The sequence below is a fragment of the Peptacetobacter sp. AB800 genome, from assembly GCF_047807365.1.
In the GTDB taxonomy this organism is placed as follows: domain Bacteria; phylum Bacillota; class Clostridia; order Peptostreptococcales; family Peptostreptococcaceae; genus Peptacetobacter.
Window position 1 is genome coordinate 1 of sequence record NZ_JBLOUI010000047.1, and the last position, 17,384, is coordinate 17,384.

The following is a 17,384-nucleotide window of genomic DNA, read 5'->3' on the forward strand; positions in this document are numbered from 1 at the left end:
TTTTATTAATTATTTTTTCATCTTTTCGCTTTTTCAATACATTCATATTACTATTATACACAAGTTTTCCACAGTTTTAAATTATTATAATTTCCTTAAGAATAAAAAAGAGACCTTTCAAAAGTCTCTTTTAATTAAAATGTATTTATAGTTATATTATTAAATTTAAGCTTCCATTATATTGTCTGCCCAAAGTTCACACTGTTGTATAACTATCTGTGTAGCATCGTCCCAACCTTCTGGAGGATAATCATATTTTTTTAATAATCTTTTAATAGATCTTTTCATACTTGATCTAGCAGATTCTCTTTTTTGCCAATCTATAGTCTTATTTTTCTTTAAAGTTTCTGTAAGTTCTTTAGTAAGTGCTATTAACTCTTTATGCTCTTTTAAGTCTTTTTTTACTCTAGGTTTTGTCAAAGCATCATAGAAAGCTAGTTCTTCATCAGTTAAACCAAGTTCATTTCCTTCATTATGCGCTTCAACAATCTGTTTTGCTAAATTAAGCATTTCTTCGATAACCTGCTCATTTGTAAGCATTCCATTTAGATATGAATTTAATGAACGTTGAAGTATATCACTGAATTTTTCAGACTTAACAATATTAGTTCTTCTATATACAGAAACTTGTTCTGCGATTAATTTTTTCAATAATTCCACAGCTAAATTCTTTTCCTTCATTTTAGAGACTTCTTCTAAAAAGTTTGGATCAAATATAGAAAACTCTTCTTTGATATCTGAGAAAAGATTAATTACTCCTTCGCTCTTTATACTATGTTTTAATAATTCATTAATACGAGCATTCATATCTGATAAAGGAATTTTTTTACCAGCTCCAGTATCAGTTAATCTATTTATTAAAACTCTTACAGATTCAAAGAAAGCTGCTTCCATTCTCAATTTTTCTTCAACTATTGATGAGCAAAGAGATAGAGCTTGACGAAGCATCAAAGCTTCCTTTAAAAATGCATTTTTTTCTTCTTGTTTTTCTACATCAAAGATAAAGTTTACAGCACCGCTTATAGTTTTAGCTCTTTCAAGGTCAGAGCCATCCATAAACTTAGAATAGTCATATCCATAGAATATATCCTTACAAATAGATAGTTTTTCTAAGAACTTAGGATATGCAACTTTAGATACATCAGTATCTCCATAATTTTTCTTATCTCTAGTAGTGTAGTCATTCATAGCCTGTTTCAGTGCAGTTGCAATTCCTACATAATCTACTATCAATCCACCTTCTTTATCTCTAAACACTCTATTTACACGTGCTATTGCCTGCATTAGGTTATGACCAGACATAGGCTTATACACGTACATCGTTGCAAGAGATGGGACATCAAATCCTGTAAGCCACATATCTACAACTATAGCTATTTTTAGTGGACTGTTATTGTCCTTAAATTTATTAGCTAACTCATTTTTATACCGTTTATTACCTATAATATCTCTCCAATCTTCTGGATCACTATTGCCAGAAGTCATTACAACTGCTACTTTTTCATTCCAATCTGGACGTAACTGCAGAATTTTTTTATAGATTTTCATAGCTATAGGTCTTGAATATGCAACAATCATTGCCTTTCCTGTTAATAGATTTTCTCTGTTGTTTTCGTAATGATCTAAAATATCAGATACTAGGGAATCTATTGTTTTTTTATTACCTAATATAGCTTCCATTTTTCCAAGGTCTTTTTTACTTTTAGCTATAACTTCTTCATCAGCATTTTGAGCCATTAAATCGTACTCAGCATCTATTAATTCTAAAACTTCTTTATCAAGGTTTAATTTTAAAACTCTACTTTCATAATAAACTGGACGAGTAGCACCATCTTCAACAGCTTGTGTCATATCATAAATATCTATATAGTCACCAAATACTTCTCTTGTACTTCTATCTTTTGAAGATATTGGAGTTCCTGTAAATCCTATATATGTAGCATTAGGTAAACTATTTCTTATAATACGAGCTGTACCTACAACTTTCTTCGCTACTTCTTCTCCATCTTCATTTTTAGTCATTTTTATTTTTTCAGTAAGCCCATATTGACCTCTATGAGCTTCATCTGCCATAACAATTATATTTCTTCTATCAGATAAACATTCAAATGATTCCTCAAACTTTTGCATAGTAGTAAATATAATTCCATTTGCTTTACGACCATCAAGCCAATTCTTTAAATGCTCTCTGTTTTTTGCATGAATAGGCTCCTGTCTTAAAAACTCTTTGCATTTCATAAACTGGTTATATAACTGATCATCTAAATCATTTCTATCTGTAAGCACAACTATTGTAGGGCTTTCAAGTGCTTTCTGCAGTAAATGAGCATAAAATACCATAGACAATGACTTTCCACTACCTTGTGTATGCCAGAAAACTCCGCCTTTACCATCAGTACAAACAGCTTTTTTAGTTGATTCAATAGCTTTATTTACAGCAAAATACTGATGATATCCTGCTAAAATTTTGAATGAGTTTAATCCTTCTTTTGAAAAACATACAAAGTTCTTTATAATATCTAGGAATCTTTCTTTTTCAAAAATACCCTCAAAAAATGTATCAAACTGAGCATATTGAGTATTTTCATAGTTTCCATCTTTTGTTTTCCATTCCATAAAACGGTCTTCTCCAGATGTTATCGTACCTGCTCTGCTTGTAAGCTGATCACTTATCACACAAATGGTATTGTATATAAACATTGAAGGAATTTCCTTTTTGTAGTTCTGTAATTGTCTATATGCATCAGAAAAATCTGTTTCTTCACGAGAAGGAGATTTTAGCTCCATTATTACAACAGGAAGACCATTTAAGAATATGATTATATCTGGTCTTTTGTTGCTATTTTCAATAAAAGTCCACTGATTAGCAATTATAAATGAGTTGTTGTGTATTTTTTCGTAGTCTACAATATATACTATTTCTGATTTTTCTTCACCTTTTTCAAAATACCTTACCTCTATTCCGTTCTGTAGGTAATTCATAAAGGTTTCGTTTTTTTGTATTAGTTCTGCATTTTCGAAGTTTCTTAGTTTGTCTAAGGCATCTTCAATAGCTGCAGATGGCAGGTCTTTGTTTATTCTGTATATGGCATTTTCTAGTTCTTCTTCATATAGAGGACTTTTGTAGTCCCTGTCATCTATTTCTGGTCCATATACGTATTCGTACTCTAATTCGTTTTGGAAAAGTTCGATTATAGAGTTTTCGTAGTTTGCTTCTGAGTATGTAGTTGACATAATTATTCCTCCTTTCTTTTTTGTTATACTCTAAAACAATAATTTAGAGCAGCAAGTAGTTCTTTTGTTCAAAGAGTGGTTCACGGACTTTGTTAATACTTCAAGTAATCTGATTGAAACGCAGTTTGGGTTAATACCTGATACATTCAGATTACTTAAAAACGGTGAGTTGCCAATGGTTGTAACTGACTATGTTGCAAACGGTAGTTTTGCATCGCTAAAGGCTAATGTGACTTTATATCAAGAACCTAACTACGCTTACTTTATACGCAATACCGATTTAAAATCTGGTTCATTTAAAGTATTTGTAGATGAAAATTCTTATAGATTTCTTTCAAAGTCAACACTTTACGGAGGAGAAATAATTATTTCAAATGTTGGCGATGTGGGAAGCGTATTCTTGTGTCCAAAACTAAATAAACCAATGACACTTGGTAACAATGTAATTATGCTTCGCCCTGAACAAGATAATTTGAAATACTATCTCTATGTTTGGTTCAAATGGCTGTACGGTCAATCGCTAATTCAAGGTATTAAGGGTGGCTCTGCTCAACCTAAGTTTAATAAGACTGACTTTAAGAACCTACCGATTTTTTTGCCTACTGACGATTTGTTGGAACAATTTCAACAGATGGTTAAGCCTATATTTGAACTAATAGAGAAAAATAATGAAGAAAATCAAGCTTTAATAGTTACACGAGATACGCTTTTACCTAAACTTATATCTGGCGAGTTTGACATCTCTGACATCGAACTTTAAGCCGCTAAATTATTGTTTATTTTATTATTATTTTCTATTTTAGAATCTATAGTTTTTAAAATAGTTGCAATTTTATTTTGAGTTTCTATATCAGGTAGTAAAAAAGAATAATTTCTCATTTGCTTTAAGGAGAAATTCTTTATAGTTGTTCCAGTTGCATGTATTTCCATATATCTTTTAAATTTATTTGAAGACACGACATAAAAAATAAAGTCTTTATTAATCTGATTTTTTACATTAAAGTAACAAGCACTTTTACCTAAAACTATTTTTTCATTATTATATGTAGCTACTCTACCTAAAGTTCCATTTATTGAAACAAATATAGTTCTATCATTTAATGATTTTTTATATTTCTCAAATTCTAAAAAATCAACTTTTTTTGTATCAGGTTTAATGAATATTTTTCCATCAACAAAATTATTTCCGTTAATAAAAGCATATTCACCATCTTTAGTATATTTGGGTGTACCATGTAATCCATCACCTAAAATATCTACGCACTCTTCTATTGTAACTTTTTTCCAAGATTTCATTTTATGCCTCCTATCCTATATATTTTCTATGAGCAATTTTTACATTGCTTTGTTTAACCATTGCATATTGCAATGTTGTATCTATTCTTTTATGCCCAAGTAGCTGTTGTAACTGCTCAATAGGCATTCCTTTATCTATAGCCATTGTTGCTAAAGTACGTCTAAATTTATGTGGATGTACCTTCTTTAGCCCTAATTTTTTACCAAAATTACGTAATCTAACCTCTATTCCACCAATGCTCATTCTTCTATTTGGTGATTTTAAAGATACAAATAAAGCTGGATTGTCATCCTCTCTACTTTCCAAATAATTTAATAAATGTATTTTTGTTCTAGCATCAAAGTAGACAATCCTTTCTTTATCCCCTTTACCAAATACGACGCACTCTCTTTCATTAAAATTAATATCTTGTCTATTTAATAAAACCATCTCGCCAATACGCATCCCTGTAGATGCAAGCATATCAATAATTGCCAAGTCCCTTATTTCTGTACAATTATCCCTCATTATCTCAAGATCTTCATCAGAATAGGTTTCTTTTATATTGGTAGCTGTTTTTATTTTATGAATCCTTCTAACTGGACTTTTTAATATATAGTCCTCATCTTCAAGCCAAGAAAAGAAGCTAGACAAAATTCTTCTTATATTATCAATAGTTACTCGGCTCGTATTTTTTGTTTCTTGATATTTAGTTAAATAAGTTCTAATATCTTCTGTTTTTATATGTTTTATATCTTTTCCTATACTTTCTGCCATAGCTTCTATAGTAGATTTATAGTATTTTAGCGACTTATCAGAACAGCCCTCTATCTTTTTAGCTGCTAAAAACAACTCTATATAGTTCTGTTCTGATTTGTCATCATTTTTTAAACTTGTTACTTCATAATTAAACATTGTAAATTGCAGCACTTCTTGTAGTTTTTCTATCTGTGCATTATTAAGAAATGCTAACATTTCCTGTATTATATCTTTTATTAAGTTCTCTTTCATTGTCAATTCTCCTTTTTTAGAGAACGACAAGCAACGGCTGTTCTTTTATTTTTATATCTCCGCCGTTGTTGGAGGTTTATTCAAGTCAAACAATAATTTACAGAATTTAAATGTATTTTGATAAATTAAATATTTATATTAGATATGTCAAGCTCTCCCGATATTAATTTTGACAATAAAAATTCTTTAATATACTTTAAAATACAATTTTCGTTATAATTATTACGAATTATAGAATCTATAGGAGATATTATTTTTTCAAACTGTTCTATAATTTCATCTGGTGGAATGATGATTGGCATATTATTTAAAGAATTTTTATTAATAGAACCAAAAACAGTACCATTAGCATTAAAAATATCTAGTTCTTTTTTTAAATGGCACATTGTGTAATGTATAAATGATTGTTGTTTTGATTTTGAACGAATTGCTGCAAGTCCACGACCTATGCAACAATCTGTGTGTGCTATATTAAGTTCTCCAACTGGAGCACGTACACTTATTAGAGTATCATTTATACAAGCAATTTTTTTGGGTTCTGTTGTATAAAGTCTCACTTGTGGGAATCTATCTCCAAACTCTGCTTTACCTTGAAAGAAAATTGTACCAATACCATTTTCATTATAACTACTACCTTTTGGAGATTGCCCCATTGTTATATCAGCAATATCACTTAAAATACCTCTTTTGTATTTTAGTGAATTGTTATCAATACATAGTTTGTTATAAATTGAAACAGCTTGATTTTCTAAATTATTGTTTATCTTGTTATTAATTTTTATTTTATCATCAATAGATTTTAATATAGATGCTATTTTTAATTGTTTCTCCATATCAAAGTCTGGAACTTCAAACGACATTATAGATGACTTATCACCTCTTGGCATTTTTGTACCTTTAGCTGTTACTGTTGCATACTCAAAGAAAGCATCATCAGATATAAGGTAGTATAAAAAATAATTATTAATACCTTTATTAGCTTTAAATACCAAAATATCATTTGAACAACCACCATCATATTCTGCTATCCAAATTTTCTTAAAATATGGTCTTATGTTGGAAACAAGTACATCACCCTTTTTAAATTCACTTACAGTTCTAACTTTTGGTAAGGATGAAGCATTTGTTATACCTTGTTTATTAGGAATCATATTTTCAGTAGATATATAATTTTTTTCATTTAATTCTTTGGTTTCTATTTTTCCTTTTCTAAACGAGCAAATATCACTTAACTTACACTTCATAACCAATCGCCCCCAGATTTTTACGAATTTCCTCCTCAAGCTTATGAGATTCAGCAAACAAATCAGAAAGCTCTGATGTCAATCTTGCCATCTTCTCTTCAAAAGTCTCTCCATCATCTTCCTGTTCTTCTATACCTACATATCTACCTGGAGTTAGAATAAAGTCCTGTTTTTCTATCTCATCTAAATCAGCTATAGCACAGAATCCCTTTACTTCTTCTAATTCTCCATTCTGGAATGCTTCAAAAGTATCTGTCAATTTCTGAATATCTTCCTGTGAAAAATCTCTATGCTTACGATCCACCATATGCCCTAAATTACGAGCATCTATAAATAAAGTTTTTCCTTTCTGTTTTTTATTCTTTGTTATAAACCAAAGAGTTGCTGGTATTGTAACACTATAGAACAACTGCGGTGGTAGAGCTATTATACCTTCAACTAAATCATCCTGAATTATTTTCTTACGTATTTCTCCCTCACCTGATGTCTGAGAAGAAAGCGCCCCATTTGCTAAAACTAGACCTATTTTCCCATTTGGTGCTAGATGATGAATCATATGTTGTATCCATGCAAAGTTGGCATTTCCAGCAGGGGGAAGTCCATATTTCCAACGTTTATCATCTTGTAATTTATCCTGTCCCCATGGACTATAGTTGAATGGAGGATTTGCCATAATAAAGTCTGCTTTTAATCTTGGATGTAAGTCATTTGTAAATGTATCTGCATGATGAGGTCCAAGGTCAGCATCTATTCCTCTTATTGTAAGATTCATTATTGCCATTTTCCAAGTATCTGAGTTTGCTTCCTGTCCGTATATAGACATATGGCTACGATTCCCTGAATGTGCTTCTATAAAGTCCGCACTCTGTACAAACATTCCACCAGAACCACAAGCTGGGTCATAAACACGACAATTATCAAAAGGTTTTAATATAGAAACTATTGTATTAACTATACTTGATGGAGTATAGAATTCTCCACCACCTTTACCTTCTTTTTCTGCAAACTGAGCTAAACAATACTCATAAGTTCTCCCTAGTATATCTTTATTATGTTCTGTTTCATCCATATCTAAGTTAGTGAATAAGTCCACTACTTCTCCTAAGACTGTTTTGTCTAAGTCTGGAGTACCAAAGTTTTTAGGTAATACATTTTTTAATCTTTTATTATCTGCTTCTATAGCACGCATTGCATTGTCTATTACTTTTCCTATTTCTGGAGTGTGTGCAGCAGCTGCTATTTTGCTCCAACGTGCTTCTTCTGGCACGAAGAAGATATTTTCTGCTAAATATTCGTCTGGATCATTTTCAAATCCTAGACCTTCTTTAACTAATTCATTATATTTTTTTTCGAAAGCATTAGATATATATCTTAAAAAGATTAATCCTATTATGACATTTCTATATTCTGCAGCAGGAATGTGTCCCCAAAGTACACAAGCTGCATCCCAAATTTGTTTTTCAAAACCTATATTAGCATTATTAGCTTTTGCCATTTGTGATATCTCCTTTACAAAATTTTTTTATTTTATCAATTAAATTTTTAATTTATTAATCTAAATAATAGATTTAATTCCATTATAATATATATAAATTCATAATAAAATACATTGTTGCCAAATAGAAATAATAATATACAAAATATTGATATAATGCGCAATAAAAAAAGAAGACTTTTCGTCTTCTTTTAAAATAACCTATACAATTTCTTCAATCTTATAACTCTTTCCTTTAAACTCAACCACATCACCAATACCACAATCTAAAAACATTTTTGCCAAAGGTGGAATCTTATTCGTTCCAGAAATGTAATCAACAATATAATTACTAACATCATCAGTCTCAAGACATCTAGCTTTAACAGTATTACCCTTAACAACTTTTTCAGAAGAAATATCTTTTTCAACTACATTCTTATTATCTACTTTTGCTATACTATTCTCATATTCACTTTTATTATCAGTAGCCTTTGTTTTAGTTATATAATTTTTTTCGTTTTTCATAATATCTTCTATTTTATCAATCATAATTTTTGCAATGTCCTCCTCAGATAGATAATCAAGAAGTACACCACCACCTACAGTATTTAAAAATTGTATAGCAGGTCTTACATATTTTCTTGGACTTATTATTATATCTTTATCATGGAAATATTTGAACATACGGACAATTCCGTTTAAAATTGTTGGGTTTGCAACAAAAGAATAACTATAGAAAATATCCGAAATTTTGGTACTTATATCATTGTTTCCTATAATATCCAACTTTTCAAATGAGTTTTCTTTACTGCTATCAAATGTATTATGTCCAAGCCACCAACATTTAGAGATAGAGTTTCTAAAAAGACCGGACCTAGTTCCTCCAGAGAAGAAGAATCTTGACTTAATAGCAGAAGCTTCTTTACGAGCTTCTTTAATATCTCTAGTATCATAACCCCATCTTTTTCTTAAATACTTATAAAATGTTGTATGGCAAAGTCCAGCCCATAGTCTTTCATCACATGCCTGTGATTCATTTAAAAAGCTAAGATTTTTGTATAGAATCTTTGCATTATTAAATTCAACCTCATTTATCTTTAATTCAGAATCTAAACTCTCAAGCTCAAAGTCTGGTATTTCTTTAAACTCAACAAATGCATCTTCTCCATATTCATCTATTATCCATTTGTTGTCCTCTTCAGTAAAATATTTTTCATAAATTATATTTAAATCATCCTTTAATTTGTCTAAGACCTCTTTTTTCATAAAATATAACTTCATTTATACTCTCCCTCCACAATTAATCACTTAACTCAGAAAGTTTTGTAAGTGCATTAGATATAGGTAGCTCCATAGCCTGCTGAGCCAAAACAATAGATGTTTTTTCTGCAGAAAGTATTTCCTCTACTAAATTTGACCCCATCTCTTTGTATGCTTTTTCAAGTGATCTAAACCAGTCTTTATTTTCATATATGCTTATATTTCCATCAATCATCAGCTCATCAAAAGTATACACTAAAGCTGGAAAAACAAGCATAGAGTTTAAAATAGGTTGGAATTGTGGATTTTTATTATATCTAATATAAAGCTCGTAGTCCTTAGCAGGTAAGTGTATTTTTATAGCTTCAGACTTATCAAGTTCAACATTCATAAGAGTTGCTTTTTCATCTCTCAACTTACAAACTTTTATTATAGAGCTTATATCTCCAAGCTCATCAAAGTTTTTTAATAGTTCAAAATAAGACATATTCTTATATCCTAAAATATTTCCTTTTGAAAAGTTAAACTTCATTCCTTCAAAATCATCGTCCCAATCAGAACTATAGAAATCTTGGATATCTCTTTTAGCCACAATTAGAGCCATAAGCTCTACTCTACCAACTATTCTTCCAACAGGAATATCAATTTCTAATGTGGTGGAAGCACCACTTACAGTTGTTCTGTATGATGTTGAAGAACATTCCACATGCATAACATATTCTGCACTTCCATCTCTAATTAACTGCTGAATTTCTTTATTATTCATTTTAATATTAAAACATACATTAATCTGGCTGACACCATTTTTAGAAACTTTTGATTCTACTTCAAATACAGATGAGATATAGTCTTCTTTTTCCTCGCTCAAAATGGGATAAGTATATAGTCTATTATTTATCTTCATATACATTTACCTCCATTGCATAATCTCTGTTGTCAAACAAGGAAAATTCAAAGGTGATTTTTTTGTCTTTTTCTATATTTTCAAAATGAATTTTATTATATGATTTAACTATACTAGAACAACCAGATAATTTTCTAGCATCTTTAATTTTCAACTTACTAGCTTGACCATTTTCTCCAATTGTGACAATTTCTATAAATCCCTTTCTTATTGATTTAGGAGAGGTAAGGGATACTTTATATTCATTTTCTGACACTTTTATCACTCTTACCTTATTTAGTTCTGTATAGCTGTACTTTGAGTTATTTTTAGTAGATTCTTCATTTCCTAAATTATCATCATCACCCATAAAATTCCCATTTTCACCAGGTATATGAGCAAAATCATCACCATACTCATCGGGATTTGCATGATAATTTCCACTATTATAAGTTTTTCCACCACCATCTTCATGGCGTACATGTGATCCACCTCTTTCACCATCTGGATTTAAAGTTCCTGGTGTTGATACGGTTCTTACACGTGGAGGTTTCCTTTCACCACCTTTTCCTTTGATTTTTTCACCATTAGGAGTATATAATCCACCTTTTTTAGTTTTTTTATCTCTCTGGTGAACTTCTAATTCACAAATATTTATTTCTAAACTTTCTTTATCAGAGTTTTCATTTCCTTGCATTTCTAAATTATTCTTTTGAAGTATTCCTCCAAGACCATCTACATCTACTTCTTCACTATCAAAATCCCGGCTTAAGCTTAATACTGTATCTGTAATCCACTCTTTTAATTCTTTTAAGTATGTTTGAGCTAATTTTTTATCTTTTGTATATCTTCCTGCTTCCCATTTATCATGCGCAGGTGTTTCCATTTCTCTAAAGAAAGCATTAAGTTTTTCACCCTCCATTTTTAATATACCTGAGAATGGAATATTTCTGGTTATCCTATCCATGGCGAATATCTTCATACCAGAAGTTCTAGTTATAAGTACTTTTCTATTTAATTTTTCGTTATAATCAACTAATACTTTTAATTTTAATGTTCCCATTCCATGAAAATCTCTTTCAAATACTTTACTATTTTTGCTGGTTAATGCTTGATAGAATGGATAAGATTTGTTTATATCTTTTTTGTATATTTCCATATAATAATCTAAGTTAGAACTATCTATTATCTTTTGAGACTGAACTTTTACAGATAGTTTATCATCATATATAGACATCATAAAGTTTTCTAGTAATTCACAAATAGCATCTTTTTCCCAAGCAGGATTAGCATTAAATCCATATATAAATACATCGGTTCCAACTTCTGTTCTTTTACATATATTTTCTAAGTGTTGTATTTTAGGAATTGGCATATTTTCATCAGTATCTCCATAATATCCAAATCCTGTTGTCATAGTTTTTCTTATATCTTTTTCTGTATCACATTTTTCAGGAAAAGATATAAAACGAGAAATACCTTGTGCTGCTCTTTCATTATTTTTATTTAGAGTTCTATAGAATACCAATCTATAGTATGAGTTGCAAAATGGAGCATTTTTACCTATACCAAAGGCTCCTGCTTTATCTCCACTCTTAGTAGAGCCACCATCTACTTTTGTAAGAGAGTTCCAACCATCATTTCCAGAGCCATAAGGATTTAAAAGTCCTGTAGTGTTGAAATCGCTTACCCTAAGTATGAAAGTTTTTTTAGCAGCTAATTGATCCTTTGCTTTTTTTAAATACTCAGTAGCTTTTTGGTTATTTTGACTAGACCAATAATTATACGCTTTATCAATACAATTTGAGTAAAATTCGTATCCAGGTATATTATCAGTGTTTTCTATATATCTTGTAAATTCTACAAAAACATTATCTTTATTTTCATCAATAGCATCTAAAGAATTCTGGCATATTTCTCTAGCAAGCGATTGAATTTCTGTACCGTTAAAAGTTTCTATTCCTGCATCAGATATTCCACGTGTCTGACCACAGTTATTGTTGGGAAAGTTCCAACCGATTCCCATTAAAAATCACTCCTTTAAAAAATTTATTTAATTTACATTTTTAAAAATAATTTTGTTTAGTAACTTTTGTTGAAACATCACATAGATTAATTATACTATTTAAAATTATTAAAAACAATAAATCTTTTTTTAAATAAATATCTTAAACAATATGAAATATCAGGAAAAATGAAAATTTTTGTGGTTATCCACAAACAAAATAACTTTAGAAATGATATAATGAGATTGATAGCTATGTCCAAAAAATATTTTTTAAAGAGGTGATAAAATTGATAATGCCAGATAAAAATACAACAATTTCAGAATCTATAATAGGCCTTGGTGCTTTTGTATTATCAATACTAGAAAAACCTCTTACTATTGATGATTGTTGGAATAAATTAAATAAAAAGTATATTCAAAAAGGAAAGATTCAAAAGAAGCATACTTTTGATACATTTATTCTAACGATAGACTTTTTATATATAATGAATTCTATTGATATCAATGAAAGGGGGGAAATTTACAATGTACTTAAATAAACTCTATTGTGATAAATCTTCTTTTAAAGAAATTGATTTTAAAAATGATGGATTTAATATAATTCTTGGGAAAAGCACATCCCACGAAAATAAAAATACATTTAATGGTATTGGAAAGACTCTTTCCTTGCAACTTATAAACTTTTGCCTTGGTAGTAGCAAGCTGGAAAGTGTAAAGAGTTTAAAAGATTGGAATTTTTATCTTGATTTTACTATGAATGGCAGAAATTTTACGGCTGCTAGAAATAGTTCAGAGCAAGGAAATATAATCTTAAATAATAAAGAAAATAAACTTGAAGATTTTAAGTACTTTATGGAAAGTGAATTATTTAATTTTGAAAAAGAATATAATTATCTTACATATAGGAACCTTATAACTAGATTTATGAGAATACCTCCGCATGCTTATAATCAATGGAATGGGTACAGTAAAAATGAAAATTCTGAGTCAAAGCATATATGTACTTCATTTTTATTAGGGCTTGATTTGGAGCTTACTCAAGAAAAATATAAATTGAATGAGAAAATTGATAAAGTTAAAAAAAGTAAGAAAGTTTTATCAGAAAACAACGAATATATTAGAGATATCTTAGAAAGTGGCTTAGATATATCAATCTCAATTTCAAATTTAAAAACTGAGATTGACGAATTAGAAAAAAGTATAAGTGAATTTAATATTTCAGAAGAATATAATTCTATAAAAACAGAACTTGATGATTTAAAATTTGAAAAAAATGATGTATTAAATGAAATTAATTTACTTGAAAATAGATTAAAAAATATAAATAAAAGTTTAAAAATAAAAATTGATGTTTCTTCTACGGAGGTTATTGAGTTGTATAAGGAATCAAATCTTATATTACCAGACTCCATAAATAAAAGTTTGAATGAAGTATATGATTTTCATTCAAAGCTTTTAGAAAGTCGTCAAACTAGACTCAGAAAAGACAGAGAAAAAATGAGTAATGATTTAGTTTATTTAAATAATAAGTTAGAAAAATTAAATTATGGAATAAATGAAAACTCTAAGTATCTAAGTAAGGTTGGGAGCCTTTCTGAGTATCAATCTCTTCAAGAAAAATATACTGATTTGAAACTCAAGCTACAAAAGGCTGAATCTTATAAAAATCTTCTTTCAGAAATGGATAAGGAATTAAGAAGATTAGAAAAGGAACTTTTAATTTGTATTGATTCAGCTCAAACTTGGATAGATGATAACTCTTATAAAATAGAATATATTTCAAATAAATTTAAAGAATTTGTTGATTATATATATGATGATAAAAAAGCTGCAGGTATATCAATAAAAGTAAATGAGAAAAGAAATAATAAAATATGTTTTGATATAACACCAGAAATTGCACATGAGGAATCTTTGGGTATTAATAAAGTTAAGATATTTTGTATTGATTTTATATATTTATTGCTACAAAACAATCACAATATAAAATTTTTGTATCATGATAATGCAATGTTTAGCGAAACAGATCCAAGACAATCTTACAAGATGCTAAAACTAGCAAAAGAAATTTGTGAACAAAATAATTTCCAATATATATTTAATATAAATGATGACTTATTAAATAATATTATAAAGATTGCTGAAAGTTATTACGATTATGAGTTTATCAAATATTTAAATGAAAGAGTTGTTTTAACCTTGCTAGATACATGTGATAAAGATAAATTACTTGGAGTAAATTTAGAAAAAATCAATAAAAAATAAATAAAAAAGACTATCTCAAAACATTTTTAAAACTGTTTACAAGATAGTCTTTTCTTTTACTCATCATATTCAAATATATCACATGAATTGAAAAATTTAGCCATAATTATTATAATATTCATCTGATATATGTACTCTTTTCTTCGATCTGTAATCGATTCACTATCATAAGATTGCGTTAAAATATAATTGAACTGTTCATCAGGATCATCAGGATATTTTTCTTTAGCCTCTTTATATAAGGTTTTATAAATATTACAAAGTAAATTTGAATCTAAATTACTATCTGAAAGATAACGATTTAAATCATCAATATACGAATTTGCATCATTTAGAGATTTCTTTATATGTTTACTAAGGCCATTAAACTCTATCTTTCTATCAAATTCTGGTACTATCATATTATTATTAAACTTCTTTTCCTTTACATTATCATTTAAATAAACAACTACTTCTTGTATAACCTCAAATTTTATAGACATGTCACTAATATCAGGAATACAGAAGTCCATAATTCTTCTTTTATTATTCATATCTAAATTATAGAATAAATCTTTAATACTATCCGTATCCATATATCTAAAGTTTATATTATCATATTCCTTTTCAAGTTTTTCAAGCTCATCTGCTAAATCTGGGTAGATACCTTTAGCTCCTTTTGTGTTTATAACAAATATAAATTCTTTTATTTCTTCATAATGTCCATTTTTAGTATGAGCATACAATTTTTCAAAGTCTTTTCGAAGTTTACTTATAGCATTTTTTTGAGTTTTTTTATTAGATGCATCTTCTGGAGCATAAACTTGATAAAAAATACCTTTATTCTTTATATAACCATCACACTTTCTATCACCTATGCTTCCTTGAGTTTTTATTTCAATAAAGTCTTTATCAGTTCTTTTCATAATATCATAAAATAGATTTTGGAACTCATTTCCGGTGATGGAATTTATTTTTTTATCAAATTGTAATCTTAGTATATATTCATTTGCCATATAAAATATCCTCCATAAAATAAATTTACTATTCTATATTTATTATATCAATTTATTTTATTTGTTATTCAACTTCAATAACAATTTATTTTTAAATTGTTCATAATATACAAATTATAATATTTTTAACATTATCAAATTAAACAATTGACATTTTATCAACATTCATATATCCTTAAATCATACGGATCAAGCCCTTGTCTTACGTTGACGGGGCGTTTTTTATTGTAAAACAAAAACGAGGCATTACATCAATCCTTGACATAATACCTCGTAAAAATATTCTTAACCTCTTAATCCTCTCGCCTGTCTATCCATATCCTCAACAACAATATCATAAATCTCACCAAGTGTCGAACAATACTCAAGCACCTTCCATGGCTCATTAGTATGGAAATGAATCTTAATCATATCCTCATCTCCAACTGCTAACAGACAATCACCATCAAAATTACTCTCAAAATACTCATTTATCGCATCCTCATCAAGCCCTTCTCCGTCTATCAAAAGCTGCGTATCATATCTATACTCTAGCATCTCTATCTCCTACCTTTCAAAATATTGATACTAAAATAATACCCAGATTTAAAGAATTAAACCTAAAAAATATAAATCATCAATTGTAGGTTAATTATGCGTAAATAAAACTTTATAAATTATATAATTCATTATATGATATATTTAATAAGAAAATAAAAAATAAAACGACTAAAATAAAAACGAGGTATTAAAATATGGAAAAAACAATATTATTCGACCTAGATGGCACACTAACAGCATCTGGAATAGGAATCACAAAATGCGTACAACACGCACTTGAAAAAATGGGACACCCAGAAAACGATCTAAAAAAACTAGAAATCTTCATAGGACCACCACTGATAACTCAATTCATGGAGTACCTAAACATCTCAAAAGAAGAAGCAGAACAGGCAGTTGTATACTACAGAGAAAGATACACAACAGTTGGAATATTTGAAAACGAGCTATATCCAAACGTAGAAAAAATGCTAAAAACTCTAAAAGACAACAACTACACACTTGCAGTATCTTCATCAAAACCAGAAAAATTCGTAAAACAAATACTAGAACACTTCAAAATAGACGAATATTTCGATGAAGTTGTCGGAGCAACAATGAGCGAAAAAAGAACTGACAAAGCTGAAGTAATTGAAGAAACACTAAAAAGACTTGGAAGAATAAATTACTCAAATAACGATGCAAATAATACCGCAACAGAAAAAACTATAAACACAAAAAACATAATAATGGTAGGCGACAAAAAACACGACATCCTAGGAGCTAGACAATTTGGAATCCCTTGTGTCGCAGTATCTTACGGATACGGAACAATGGAAGAACTAACAAACGAAAACCCACACAAAATAGTCAACACAGTAGATGAGCTACTAGACTACTTACTAAACAACTAATAGTATAAGTATAATGAGATAATAATTATTGTTAACATAATAAAAAACAAGTAACTAATTTACTTACTTGTTTCATTTTAGCAAATATAAAAATGGGAGTGGCGTAAATTATTTTTCTGCAGGCATCCCTTTTGAATAGATTTTTTGTAAGTATATAATTAAATCTCAACAATCTGCAGAACTTCGCTGAACTGCTCCCCTCTGAGTGGACAAGTGAAATAAATAAATTCACTTTAAACTTAGAAGGGAGCAATTTTTATGCCTAGAAGTAATGTAACCGCAAAACAAAAATTGGATG

General features: G+C 29.0%; 14 protein-coding genes. 4 read left to right on the forward strand and 10 right to left on the reverse strand.

The window, feature by feature from the left end; all coding sequences use genetic code 11:
• Positions 1-165: 165 nt before the first annotated feature.
• A complete protein-coding gene (locus ACK2WN_RS10600; protein ID WP_416155545.1) occupies positions 166-3,234 on the reverse strand; it encodes a type I restriction endonuclease subunit R in 3,069 nt (1,022 codons plus the stop codon).
• Positions 3,235-3,409: 175 nt separating this feature from the next.
• Here ACK2WN_RS10600 and ACK2WN_RS10605 point away from each other — a divergent pair, with 175 nt between their 5' ends.
• Positions 3,410-3,994 (forward strand): restriction endonuclease subunit S, encoded by a 585-nt coding sequence (locus ACK2WN_RS10605; RefSeq protein WP_416155546.1) that lies wholly within the window; start codon positions 3,410-3,412, stop codon positions 3,992-3,994.
• Here the strand turns inward: ACK2WN_RS10605 and ACK2WN_RS10610 are convergent.
• The 7 genes from ACK2WN_RS10610 to ACK2WN_RS10640 form a co-directional block, all read right to left on the reverse strand.
• Positions 3,991-4,530, reverse strand: coding sequence for a restriction endonuclease subunit S (locus tag ACK2WN_RS10610; RefSeq protein WP_416155547.1), 540 nt, complete (start codon positions 4,528-4,530; stop codon positions 3,991-3,993). The genes ACK2WN_RS10605 and ACK2WN_RS10610 overlap by 4 nt on opposite strands.
• 10 nt (positions 4,531-4,540) lie before the next feature.
• The gene (xerA, locus tag ACK2WN_RS10615; RefSeq protein ID WP_118548936.1) at positions 4,541-5,521 is read right to left on the reverse strand and encodes a site-specific tyrosine recombinase/integron integrase; all 981 of its coding nucleotides are present in this window, start codon (positions 5,519-5,521) and stop codon (positions 4,541-4,543) included.
• 125 nt (positions 5,522-5,646) lie between these two features.
• The gene (locus tag ACK2WN_RS10620; RefSeq protein WP_416155548.1) at positions 5,647-6,765 is read right to left on the reverse strand and encodes a restriction endonuclease subunit S; all 1,119 of its coding nucleotides are present in this window, start codon (positions 6,763-6,765) and stop codon (positions 5,647-5,649) included.
• The gene (locus tag ACK2WN_RS10625; protein ID WP_416155549.1) at positions 6,755-8,260 is read right to left on the reverse strand and encodes an N-6 DNA methylase; all 1,506 of its coding nucleotides are present in this window, start codon (positions 8,258-8,260) and stop codon (positions 6,755-6,757) included. Before ACK2WN_RS10625 ends, ACK2WN_RS10620 begins: the two co-directional genes overlap by 11 nt.
• A 201-nt stretch (positions 8,261-8,461) precedes the next feature.
• Positions 8,462-9,508, reverse strand: coding sequence for a DUF6339 family protein (locus ACK2WN_RS10630; protein WP_416155550.1), 1,047 nt, complete (start codon positions 9,506-9,508; stop codon positions 8,462-8,464).
• Positions 9,509-9,542: 34 nt separating this feature from the next.
• Positions 9,543-10,406, reverse strand: a complete 864-nt coding sequence (locus ACK2WN_RS10635) for a hypothetical protein (protein WP_300452931.1) — start codon at positions 10,404-10,406, stop codon at positions 9,543-9,545.
• The gene (locus tag ACK2WN_RS10640; RefSeq protein WP_416155551.1) at positions 10,393-12,411 is read right to left on the reverse strand and encodes a hypothetical protein; all 2,019 of its coding nucleotides are present in this window, start codon (positions 12,409-12,411) and stop codon (positions 10,393-10,395) included. Before ACK2WN_RS10640 ends, ACK2WN_RS10635 begins: the two co-directional genes overlap by 14 nt.
• A 275-nt stretch (positions 12,412-12,686) precedes the next feature.
• On the opposite strand from ACK2WN_RS10640, the gene ACK2WN_RS10645 reads away from it, so the two are divergent.
• Positions 12,687-12,932 carry an ABC-three component system middle component 6 gene (locus tag ACK2WN_RS10645; RefSeq protein ID WP_366523314.1) on the forward strand — a complete coding sequence of 82 codons (246 nt, stop codon included), beginning with the start codon at positions 12,687-12,689 and terminating at the stop codon, positions 12,930-12,932.
• Positions 12,919-14,658 (forward strand): DUF2326 domain-containing protein, encoded by a 1,740-nt coding sequence (locus ACK2WN_RS10650; protein ID WP_300452925.1) that lies wholly within the window; start codon positions 12,919-12,921, stop codon positions 14,656-14,658. The genes ACK2WN_RS10645 and ACK2WN_RS10650 overlap by 14 nt, the downstream gene beginning before the upstream one ends.
• Before the next feature lie 56 nt (positions 14,659-14,714).
• On the opposite strand, the gene ACK2WN_RS10655 is transcribed toward ACK2WN_RS10650, so the two are convergent.
• Both ACK2WN_RS10655 and ACK2WN_RS10660 read right to left on the reverse strand, forming a co-directional pair.
• Complete coding sequence (locus ACK2WN_RS10655; RefSeq protein ID WP_300452923.1) at positions 14,715-15,653, reverse strand: ABC-three component system protein; 939 nt, start codon at positions 15,651-15,653, stop codon at positions 14,715-14,717.
• Between the two features lie 285 nt (positions 15,654-15,938).
• On the reverse strand, positions 15,939-16,190 hold the full coding sequence (locus ACK2WN_RS10660; protein ID WP_006439446.1) for a hypothetical protein: 252 nt from the start codon (positions 16,188-16,190) through the stop codon (positions 15,939-15,941).
• Positions 16,191-16,387: 197 nt separating this feature from the next.
• On the opposite strand from ACK2WN_RS10660, the gene ACK2WN_RS10665 reads away from it, so the two are divergent.
• Complete coding sequence (locus ACK2WN_RS10665; RefSeq protein ID WP_416155552.1) at positions 16,388-17,086, forward strand: HAD hydrolase-like protein; 699 nt, start codon at positions 16,388-16,390, stop codon at positions 17,084-17,086.
• Positions 17,087-17,384: the final 298 nt, after the last annotated feature.

What these genes read in the sequence shown, in the direction of transcription:
- ACK2WN_RS10665 (WP_416155552.1), top strand. Translation starts at nt 16,388, where the DNA reads ATGGAAAAAACAATATTATTCGACCTAGATGGCACACTAACAGCATCT.
- ACK2WN_RS10655 (WP_300452923.1), bottom strand. Translation starts at nt 15,653, where the DNA reads ATGGCAAATGAATATATACTAAGATTACAATTTGATAAAAAAATAAAT.
- ACK2WN_RS10625 (WP_416155549.1), bottom strand. Translation starts at nt 8,260, where the DNA reads ATGGCAAAAGCTAATAATGCTAATATAGGTTTTGAAAAACAAATTTGG.
- ACK2WN_RS10640 (WP_416155551.1), bottom strand. Translation starts at nt 12,411, where the DNA reads ATGGGAATCGGTTGGAACTTTCCCAACAATAACTGTGGTCAGACACGT.
- xerA (WP_118548936.1), bottom strand. Translation starts at nt 5,521, where the DNA reads ATGAAAGAGAACTTAATAAAAGATATAATACAGGAAATGTTAGCATTT.
- ACK2WN_RS10645 (WP_366523314.1), top strand. Translation starts at nt 12,687, where the DNA reads ATGCCAGATAAAAATACAACAATTTCAGAATCTATAATAGGCCTTGGT.
- ACK2WN_RS10630 (WP_416155550.1), bottom strand. Translation starts at nt 9,508, where the DNA reads ATGAAAAAAGAGGTCTTAGACAAATTAAAGGATGATTTAAATATAATT.
- ACK2WN_RS10620 (WP_416155548.1), bottom strand. Translation starts at nt 6,765, where the DNA reads ATGAAGTGTAAGTTAAGTGATATTTGCTCGTTTAGAAAAGGAAAAATA.
- ACK2WN_RS10600 (WP_416155545.1), bottom strand. Translation starts at nt 3,234, where the DNA reads ATGTCAACTACATACTCAGAAGCAAACTACGAAAACTCTATAATCGAA.
- ACK2WN_RS10660 (WP_006439446.1), bottom strand. Translation starts at nt 16,190, where the DNA reads ATGCTAGAGTATAGATATGATACGCAGCTTTTGATAGACGGAGAAGGG.
- ACK2WN_RS10635 (WP_300452931.1), bottom strand. Translation starts at nt 10,406, where the DNA reads ATGAAGATAAATAATAGACTATATACTTATCCCATTTTGAGCGAGGAA.
- ACK2WN_RS10650 (WP_300452925.1), top strand. Translation starts at nt 12,919, where the DNA reads ATGTACTTAAATAAACTCTATTGTGATAAATCTTCTTTTAAAGAAATT.
- ACK2WN_RS10605 (WP_416155546.1), top strand. Translation starts at nt 3,410, where the DNA reads ATGGTTGTAACTGACTATGTTGCAAACGGTAGTTTTGCATCGCTAAAG.
- ACK2WN_RS10610 (WP_416155547.1), bottom strand. Translation starts at nt 4,530, where the DNA reads ATGAAATCTTGGAAAAAAGTTACAATAGAAGAGTGCGTAGATATTTTA.